The sequence below is a fragment of the Flavobacterium sp. C4GT6 genome (assembly GCF_036347315.1).
GTDB lineage: Bacteria > Bacteroidota > Bacteroidia > Flavobacteriales > Flavobacteriaceae > Flavobacterium.
In genome coordinates this window covers 129,818-139,346 of sequence record NZ_JAZGZU010000009.1, presented here as the reverse complement: position 1 = coordinate 139,346, position 9,529 = coordinate 129,818, and the positions used below count along the sequence as shown (strand labels likewise).

Annotated in this window: 4 protein-coding genes; 1 reads left to right on the top strand and 3 read right to left on the bottom strand. The window is 35.5% G+C overall.

What is annotated here, in order from left to right:
- The coding region (locus V3Z67_RS12090; protein ID WP_442902267.1) for a beta strand repeat-containing protein at nucleotides 1-3,215 on the bottom strand (3,215 nt) is incomplete at its 3' end.
- A gap of 931 nt (nucleotides 3,216-4,146) precedes the next feature.
- On the bottom strand, nucleotides 4,147-5,352 hold the full coding sequence (locus V3Z67_RS12085; RefSeq protein WP_330443550.1) for a helix-turn-helix domain-containing protein: 1,206 nt from the start codon (nucleotides 5,350-5,352) through the stop codon (nucleotides 4,147-4,149).
- Between the two features lie 450 nt (nucleotides 5,353-5,802).
- Here V3Z67_RS12085 and V3Z67_RS12080 point away from each other — a divergent pair, with 450 nt between their 5' ends.
- Nucleotides 5,803-8,823 (top strand): ligand-binding sensor domain-containing protein, encoded by a 3,021-nt coding sequence (locus V3Z67_RS12080; RefSeq protein WP_330443549.1) that lies wholly within the window; start codon nucleotides 5,803-5,805, stop codon nucleotides 8,821-8,823.
- Here the strand turns inward: V3Z67_RS12080 and V3Z67_RS12075 are convergent.
- Nucleotides 8,820-9,449, bottom strand: coding sequence for a response regulator transcription factor (locus tag V3Z67_RS12075; protein WP_330443548.1), 630 nt, complete (start codon nucleotides 9,447-9,449; stop codon nucleotides 8,820-8,822). The two genes, V3Z67_RS12080 and V3Z67_RS12075, sit on opposite strands and share 4 nt — an antisense overlap.
- Between the last annotated feature and the right edge of the window lie 80 nt (nucleotides 9,450-9,529).

The following is a 9,529-nucleotide window of genomic DNA, read 5'->3' as shown; positions in this document are numbered from 1 at the left end:
TTCGTTACTGAAGTAATACCGTTTCCGTCAACACCGTCTGATCCGTCAACACCATCTGCTCCTGCTGGACCCGTTAGGTCTGCTGTAGTGAAAGAGGTACCGTTATCAAAATTAAGTGTATAAGTACCGTCATTGTTATTCGTTACCGAAGTAATGCCGTTTCCGTCAACACCGTCAATACCATTGGTTCCGTTAGTTCCATCCGTACCTTCAAGTGAAGCTAAAAAGTCAGCCTCAGTTCCTATATTACCAGCGGCAATCCAAATATCATAAGCACTGTCTCCATCAATACCATCGATACCGTTAGTTCCATCCGTACCTGCAAGTGAAGCTAAAAAGTCAGCCTCAGTTCCTATATTACCAGCGGCAATCCAAATATCATAAGCACTGTCTCCGTCAATACCATTGGTTCCGTTAGTTCCATCCGTACCTGCAAGTGAAGCTAAGAAGTCTGCTTCAGTTCCTGTATTGCCTGCTGCAACCCAAATATCATAAGCACTGTCACCGTCAATACCATCGATACCGTTAGTTCCGTCCGTACCTTCAAGTGATGCTAAAAAGTCAGACTCAGTTCCTGTATTGCCTGCGGCAATCCAAATATCATAAGCACTATAACCATCAACTCCATCAACTCCGTCAGTACCATTGGTTCCATTTGTACCGTTAGTTCCTGCTATACCTTGTGGTCCCGTTAAATTATCTGTTGTAAAAGATGTTCCGTCTGAAAATGATAATGTAAAAGTTCCATTACCATTATTTGTTGCAGAAGTAATACCAGTACCTGCTGGTCCTGCTGAACCAATAAAAGAAGTAAGAAATTCTCCTAATGTTCCCGTATTACCTTCGGCTAACCATAACTCGTAAGCACTTAGGCCATCCGTACCGTTTGTTCCTGCTGCACCATCTGCCCCGTTAGCTCCAACTAATGACGTTAAAAAGTCGGTGATTGTTCCTGTATTTCCTTCGGCTAACCATAATTCGTAAGCACTTAGTCCGTCGATACCATTAGTCCCATTGATACCGTTTGTACCAGCTATACCTTGTGGGCCTGTTAAATTATCTGTTGTAAAAGATGTTCCGTCTGAAAATGATAATGTAAAAGTTCCATCTCCATTATTCGTCGCAGAAGTAATACCAGTACCAGCAGGTCCTGCTGAACCTATTAAAGAAGTAAGAAATTCTCCTAATGTTCCTGTATTGCCTTCAGCTAGCCATAACTCGTATGCACTTTGTCCATCAGTACCATTCGCTCCTGCTGCACCATCTGCTCCGTTTGCTCCAACTAATGAAGTTAAAAAGTCGGTAATTGTTCCTGTGTTACCTTCTGCTAACCACAGTTCGTAAGCACTTAAGCCATCAATACCATTCGCTCCTGCTGCACCATCTGCTCCGTTTGCTCCAACTAATGAAGTCAAAAAGTCGGTGATCGTTCCTGTATTACCTTCTGCTAACCATAACTCGTAAGCACTTAGTCCGTCTGCACCATTAGTCCCATTGATACCGTTTGTACCAGCTATACCTTGTGGGCCTGTTAAATTATCTGTTGTAAAAGATGTTCCGTCTGAAAAAGATAATGTAAAAGTTCCATCTCCATTATTCGTCGCAGAAGTAATACCAGTACCAGCCGGTCCTGCTGAACCTATTAAAGAAGTAAGAAATTCTCCTAATGTTCCCGTATTACCTTCGGCTAGCCATAACTCGTATGCACTTTGTCCATCAGTACCATTTGTACCGTTTGCTCCAACTAATGAAGTTAAAAAGTCGGTGATTGTTCCTGTGTTACCTTCGGCTAACCATAATTCGTAAGCACTTTGTCCATCAGTACCATTTGTTCCTGCTGCACCATCTGCTCCGTTTGCTCCAATTAATGAAGTCAAAAAGTCGGTGATCGTTCCTGTATTACCTTCGGCTAACCATAACTCATAAGCACTTTGCCCATCAGTACCATTCGCTCCTGCTGCACCATCTGCTCCGTTTGCTCCAACTAATGAAGTCAAAAAGTCGGTAATTGTTCCTGTGTTACCTTCGGCTAACCATAACTCGTAAGCACTTTGCCCATCAGTACCATTTGTACCGTTTGCTCCAACTAATGAAGTTAAAAAGTCGGTGATTGTTCCTGTGTTACCTTCGGCTAACCATAACTCGTAAGCACTTTGCCCATCAGTACCATTTGTACCGTTTGCTCCAACTAATGAAGTTAAAAAGTCGGTGATCGTTCCTGTATTTCCTTCGGCTAACCATAATTCGTATGCACTTAAGCCATCAGTACCATTTGTTCCTGCTACACCATCGGCTCCGTTTGCTCCAACTAATGAAGTTAAAAAGTCGGTGATTGTTCCTGTATTTCCTTCGGCTAACCATAATTCGTAAGCACTTTGCCCATCAGTACCGTCAACCCCGTTTAATCCGGCAGGAAGTGTTACTGTTACCGCCGTACCTTCCTCATTAGTATAAGTAACAGTTCCGTCACCATTATCAACTAATGTGGTTACTGTTTCATATTGCGTAACAAAATCTGATATGTTAATTACGGTAGTCTGTCCAAGTTCATTTGTAAAAGTTATTGTACCTGCATTAATATTAGCTACAATACTTGTCACTGCCTGATTATCCTGAATTATACCTGTAAAATCAATATTGGTTTGGTTACCGTTTTCATCGGTATAAGTAATAGATCCGTCTTCATTTTTCACTAAAGAGGTTAATGTCTCAGCATTTTGAACCAATGTAGGTAAATCAATAACAACCGGGTTATTGTTCTCATCGGTGTATGTAAGGGTATTAGCCGTTTGATCGTAAACTAAAGTGGTTAATGTTTGATTACCAGGTATATCGATAACCGTTACTACACCATCTTCACTAGTGTAGGTATAGGTACCGTCACTATTGTCTACTAACGTAGTGATGGTTTCGTTAAAGATATCAAGGTCGGTTAAAATCCTGTTCCATTTATTATCAAACCAATAATAATAGCCTGGATTTACATCTGCTGTTTGTGAAGTATTGTAAACTAAAAGGCTTGAAACATTACCATTTGTTATGGTTGTGGCGTCAGTCGCATCTGTTAGAGAAACCTGTGGTATTAAAATACCCTTATCTTCAGATACAATTTCGAGTTGTGCAGAGGCATTAGGGCTGGAGGTTCCTACACCTACCTGCGCATTTGCAGCTGCCGCTCCCAGTAACAAGACCAGGGCAGACAATAAGTTTTTCATCGTCATTAGTAATTAAATTTCTTTTTTTTGGTTTTGATGTCTAAAAGTCTTTGGGGAAAACTTTTAAATATTTTACGGTATTTGTGGGGGCAATTTTGTAATTTACATCTTTGTTTCTAGATTTATATTAGACATATTTAACATCTCATTATATCTTAACATATAACAAAGCCTTAAATACTGCCTTATGTAAATTCCAATTTTTAATCACCCGGACGGGGTTGTCCTAGCAAACCCACATCACCTCTTGCAGCATGTTCTTTTTTGTTTCAAAAAACTGTAAAAAGTATTAAATAACACTTAAACTATATCACAGATTTTTTACTCCTCAGGGGAAAAAATCAGGAACGGTTACTTTTTGGGGGCAGTTATCGTTCTCTGTTAATAAAAACTTAATTTCTGATGCAAATCTCTAATTTTAAATCGCATATGAAGTAAAAAATAATTGGAAAAATATCTTTCCCAATTATTTGAACATAGACAAAATATAGAATTCACGCTTTAATTAGAGTTTAATACTGAAACAACTATGATATTTACAAAACAATTATTATTTTACCTTTGGGAGAGTGTGTTTATTTCATAAAACAAACCATGTAATGAAGTTTTTAAAACAAAAAATAATCGAAAAAAAGCAACAAAAACATTCACACAAGTAACCTAAAAAATAAACAGTTTATAAATTTTGATTTGACAGGAGATAATAATAAAACAAGTAACCTTAAAAATCATATGTAGGTAAAAAAATAATCTAGAAGACTTTTACACACATGACTGTTAAACAAAAAAAAGCCGAACCTTAAATACAAGGTCCGGCTTTAAAGATAGTATATATAGATTGGTATTGGGTGGTTCTTAAACTTATAATAGCACTCGTGAGTACGTTATTTAATAATCAAAAACTGTATTGTATTATACTATAATTTTATGGTTATGCTACTCCTTCCTTCTTCTTAGTAAAGTCAGACGGAGTACACCCCATAATATTTTTAAAATGCCTGTTGAAGGATACTTTTGAATTGAATCCGCTCTCAAAGGCAACTTCTTCCATTGTCATCTCACCTTCATTATCCTGAAGCAGCTCACATGAATAACTAATACGGTATTTATTAATATACTGATTAAAATTTTCTCCTATATAAACATTAAAAAGCTGAGTAAGATGATGTTTGGAAAGTTTCATTTTCTCTGCCAGTACTTCCAGAGACATATCATTATCCAGAAATACTTTTTCATCCTTAAAAAAGTGCTGCAGCTTTTCCTCATATACTTCAAACATACTTTCATTAAGTGCTGACTTAGCATATTTTTGAGGTGACGTTTTCAGGGAAATAACTTCTTCGTTATTATGTAAATCCTCATTCTCCTTATTAAAATCAATTGTATGAGCAGTTATATTTTCTGTTTGTAAACTTAAATTTTCAGACAATTTATTTACTTCTTCTTTAATTTCTTCTTGGTCAAACTCATCATTAACCGATTGCATATAAGCGATAAAGCTATACACCTTATACCTAAAAGCGACTGCTACTAAAAACAAAGCCAGTGTATAAAAAATTGAGCTAAAAATTATTGGGTTCACTCTACCCGTATTTAAAAACTCTTTAATGAGAAAAACTGAAGAAACAGTACTCACTAGTATAACTAAAGCTGACGAAAAGTTTAAAAGTTTACGAGCCAAAGGATCATTATCACGTTCATTTTTAGCTTTACCATATAAAAGTGCCCAAACAGAATAGGATGTCATAGATACAAAGACCGAGATAAACAGCATAGTATTATATACAGGTAGATACTCACTAAGGAAGCTAAACTCATTTACAATGAGATAAGCAAAACAAAAAATAAAAGACGGGATAAAATGCACATAAACCGCTTTCTTTGAAAACTGATTATTAATACGTGAGTTTACAGCATAATACTTAAACGGACCATATGCCAAAAAGAAAGGTACTGCCATGAAGGTGTAATTATCACCGGCATATATACTAACTAAGGCAAATAATGCCTGCAGTGATGCAAATACCAAAAAGGCATTACATATCCTGTCGAATAATAAAACCGACTTTATTTGCGATGCAATATAAAGTGTAGCTGCTGTAAGAACGAGCAGGCCAATTAATACTAATTCAATCATAACAAATAATCATTTTTTGCACGTATGCAGTTAAAAGATTACTCTGCTTATCTTATACAATTCAGTTAAAAAATCAGTTACATAATCAAAATTCTCCCGAAATAAATACACGACAATATCCCATAGTAATTAAACCAGGAAACATTCATGAATAAATCAGGCAAAAACTAATCTACTTCTGTTTTGTAAAGTTTGTTATCAGATTGATGAGCATTATTGAAATTAAATGCCTTTAAAACTTTTTGGGGGGATTTTAAAAACATAGCATTAGTAAATTAATTTTTAGTTGTATTTTTATTTAATGGGGCGTTGCAAATCTATGTATTAAATTTATATCATTGCATAGAATTATATTTTTAGTTGTGTAGAATTATTTCTACAAACCAGGAATTGATCAAAAACATACAATAAATTTGGTTGATTTATAAGTTAAATTCATAGCCCCCAAAAATGAATTATTTTCAATCTTTTATCCTATTACTGCTATGCGTTGGCTGTAATACTATTAGTGCGCAGGAAAAGTTCCTGCATACCTGGTATTCAGCCGATAGTAACAACCTACCCCAAAATACGGTTAACTCTATAGTAAAAGATAAATACGGATATATATGGCTATCTACAGAGAATGGTATAGCCCGCTATGACGGACAGACATTTGATATTTACAACTCTGAAAACATTCATGGTCTAATATCAAACAGAACCCGCCTTTTTAGTGGTATTCCCGAAAACGATAGTATTTACTTATTAAATGAAAGCCACCAGTTCTTACTTATAAACAACAGAAAAATAAAGAACCTCAACAAAAAAATATCTGAGCCTTATAAATCGGTTAAGGAAATAGTTGAAAGCAACCATAACCCCGTATCGTCATTATCGTTTACAGGAGATAGTGAATACATAGATATTCAGGCTAAACAAAATTTATATATAATAGGGAACGATAGTATAAAACTGTACAACAAACAAACAAAAACATCTTTAGAGATTGCTTACAAATATCCTGTTAACTCTCAGTTTTATATAATTAACTCAACACTTTACCTGGATACTAAAAACGGTAAAGCCATTGCTTTTGATTCAAATCTAAAAACCAAACTTATAGAATATGACAAAAAATTCTCGTCTCCTTATTTCATATTCTCAAACAATACAGCAAGACAATCATTTATTTACACCCAAAAAAAGCTTTATTATTTAAAACCTCATGACAGCTTAATAGAAACCGTTTTGGTTTCAGAAGACTTCGATATACCCCATAACAACATTATATCCTTTCTATATGATGAGTTCTCTAAAAAACTATATTTGGGAAGTGCTAATAAAGGATTGCTTGTAGTAAGAAAAGTAGGTTTTAACCATATTATACCCTCGCTTCCTCATACTATAGGGACAGATGGCGTGTACTATGCCCTTTCGGATATTGGTCAAAATAAAATTTTAAGCAGTACAGGAGAAGTATTTACATCAAAGGGCTACAAACAAATTACCGGTATGGCAGGTCACTCTGACAAATACATGATGGTAGTTGATAATCATGGTGACGTTTGGACTAAACATGGCGGAGTACTATACCGCTTTAAAAAAGACAGTGATTATAACACATTTGACAAATGGCCACTTGATGTTGGCATAACAGCAATGACTAAAGCTCCTGACGGAAAAATATGGTTTGGAACTTTTTCTAAACCAAATGAAACAGGTGGATACCTGTACTATATTGACCCTAAAAACAGGTATTGCCGCCCTACTGTTTTCCTGAGAGTGAAAGAAGCTGCCGCATCCATTAGCGTACCAAATAACACCACAATATGGACAGGAACATGGAAAGGATTAAGCAAATATGATATAAAAAGTAAAAAATGCTACAAAATACCCGACTTCCCCAGTTGTAACGTCCGATCACTATATGTAGAACCTACCGGAGAAGTATGGGCCTGTAGTTACGGCAAAGGTTTTTTCCTTTATAAGCATAATAAAACCACACAGTTCCCTCCAGATAAAAACCAATATCTGTTAACCAGCCACTGTATAATAGAAGACAACAATGGCTTTTTCTGGATAACCACTAACAAAGGGATATTCCAGATTAAAAAGCAGGACTTGTTAAACTATGCCGAAAAAGAATCTGCCGGCATATATTATCATAGTTACAATAAAAACTCAGGCTTCCCTAATAATGAGTTTAATGGCGGATGCCAGCCTTGTGGTGTATACCTTAAAAACCAAACAATATATTTCCCTTCAATGGAAGGTATTGTTTTTTTCAATCCGGATAATATATCCCCTATTCTACCTAAAAATCCCTTATATATTGATGAGATTATAGTAGACGACAAAATACTTCATACCTGCAAAACAATTGAGCTTGACCGTAATTTTGGACGATTGAACTTTATAGTAAACAGTCCTTACTTTGGCGAGCCCTATAATGAAAATATTGAGTTTATGCTGGAAGGTCCGGTTAATCAGCAGTGGACTGTACTAACCGAAAAAACAATATCCTTTTCCACACTACCACCTGGAGAATATATTCTAAAAGCAAGAAAACTAACCGGATTCGGTTCAAAATGGACCTATAAAAATGTAGCATTTTCCATAAAACCGGCATTTTGGCAAACAACCTGGTTTCAGCTATTCATCCTAACGCTTGGAATTTTATTTGTACTACTTTTTATTAAGCTACGTATAAAGTACATACGATACAAAAACACTGTACTGGAAAACAAAGTTATACTTCAAACTTCACAACTACAGGAAACTATACTAACACTACGAAGAACAAAAGATGACCTGAGTAAACAAATTGATAATCATAAAAAACTTATCAAATCCATAACTCACGATATCAAGAGTCCGCTTAAGTTTCTTTCCATAACCGGCAGGTATCTTTATAATAATATTGACACCAATCAGGATAGTTTAAAAGAGAATCTGCAGTCTATATACACCTCATCATTTCAGCTGTATCATTTTGTAGATAACTTTTTAGAATATGCAAAGGAGACAAACATTAATAATGATGAGTCGACACCTTACTCCTTATATCAACTGGCTGAAGAGAAAAAAGACTTTTTCAGAAATATAGCACTTGCCCAAAAAACATATATTCATAATAAGGTACCGCAATACTTTACAACTACCATAAACCGACATCTGTTATCCATTATATTGCATAATCTTATAGACAATGCAACAAAAAACACAACAGAGGGATCGGTTATAATAAGTTCGGTTACAGAAAAAGACGGATTAACTCTATCCATTGAAGACACAGGAAAAGGTATGACAGATAAAGAACTTGAATACTATAATAAAATACTTCAGGGTAATTTTATGCAGGAAGAAAGCTCAACTAAAGGAATGGGATTACCAATGGTTGCAGAGCTTGTTCATATTTTAGAAGGAAAAATAAACATTGCCCGCACCCAAAAAGGCGGAACCAGTATTACAATAAAGTTTACGGTTTAGCTTTGCTCCCGGTACATTTTAAACTTCTCTACCAGTGATACAACATTTGTAATACCCAGCTTATCAAATATTCGGCTTTTATAAGTACTCACTGTAGACATTTTAATATCCAGCCTGTTAGCTATTTCAAGGTTACCCTCTCCCCTTGCCAGTAAATCTGCAATTTCAAGCTCCCTGTTAGAAAGGCTGTCTAAAGGATTATCAGGCACTTTATTAATTACATTTTCAAAAATGCGTTCCTTTACTTTATTACTAAAGTATCTTCCGCCCTGTAGTATCTCGGTTACAGCTTCTATTATTTTTTCTTCAGAGCTAAGCTTATTCAAATAGCCATCAACTCCTGCATGCAGGTATCGTAAAGCATATTGTTCTTCATCAAAGGCTGAGAACATCAAAATTTTTGTAGCAGGCTGCAAATCCTTAACCCTGCTAATCATTCCAACACTGTTGCCGCCGGGCAAATTAATATCAAGAAGAAGTAAATTAACAGATTGCTTCTTCAATTTCACTACAACTTCCTGAAAACTGTCTGCGTGATATATTTCAATGGTCTTGAACGCTTCCCTCAAAATCAATGCTACACCCTGCCTTACAACACTGTGGTCATCGGCTATCAATATATTCATACTATTTCTCGTTATACGGTGGGGATATAACTTTGTTTGATAAAAGTACTTAAAAATTAAAAAAAAATCATAAAAAGAAA

Excerpts from the sequence above, each read along its gene's own strand:
- V3Z67_RS12085 (WP_330443550.1), bottom strand. The coding sequence starts at position 5,352 with ATGATTGAATTAGTATTAATTGGCCTGCTCGTTCTTACAGCAGCTACA.
- V3Z67_RS12080 (WP_330443549.1), top strand. The coding sequence starts at position 5,803 with ATGAATTATTTTCAATCTTTTATCCTATTACTGCTATGCGTTGGCTGT.
- V3Z67_RS12075 (WP_330443548.1), bottom strand. The coding sequence starts at position 9,449 with ATGAATATATTGATAGCCGATGACCACAGTGTTGTAAGGCAGGGTGTA.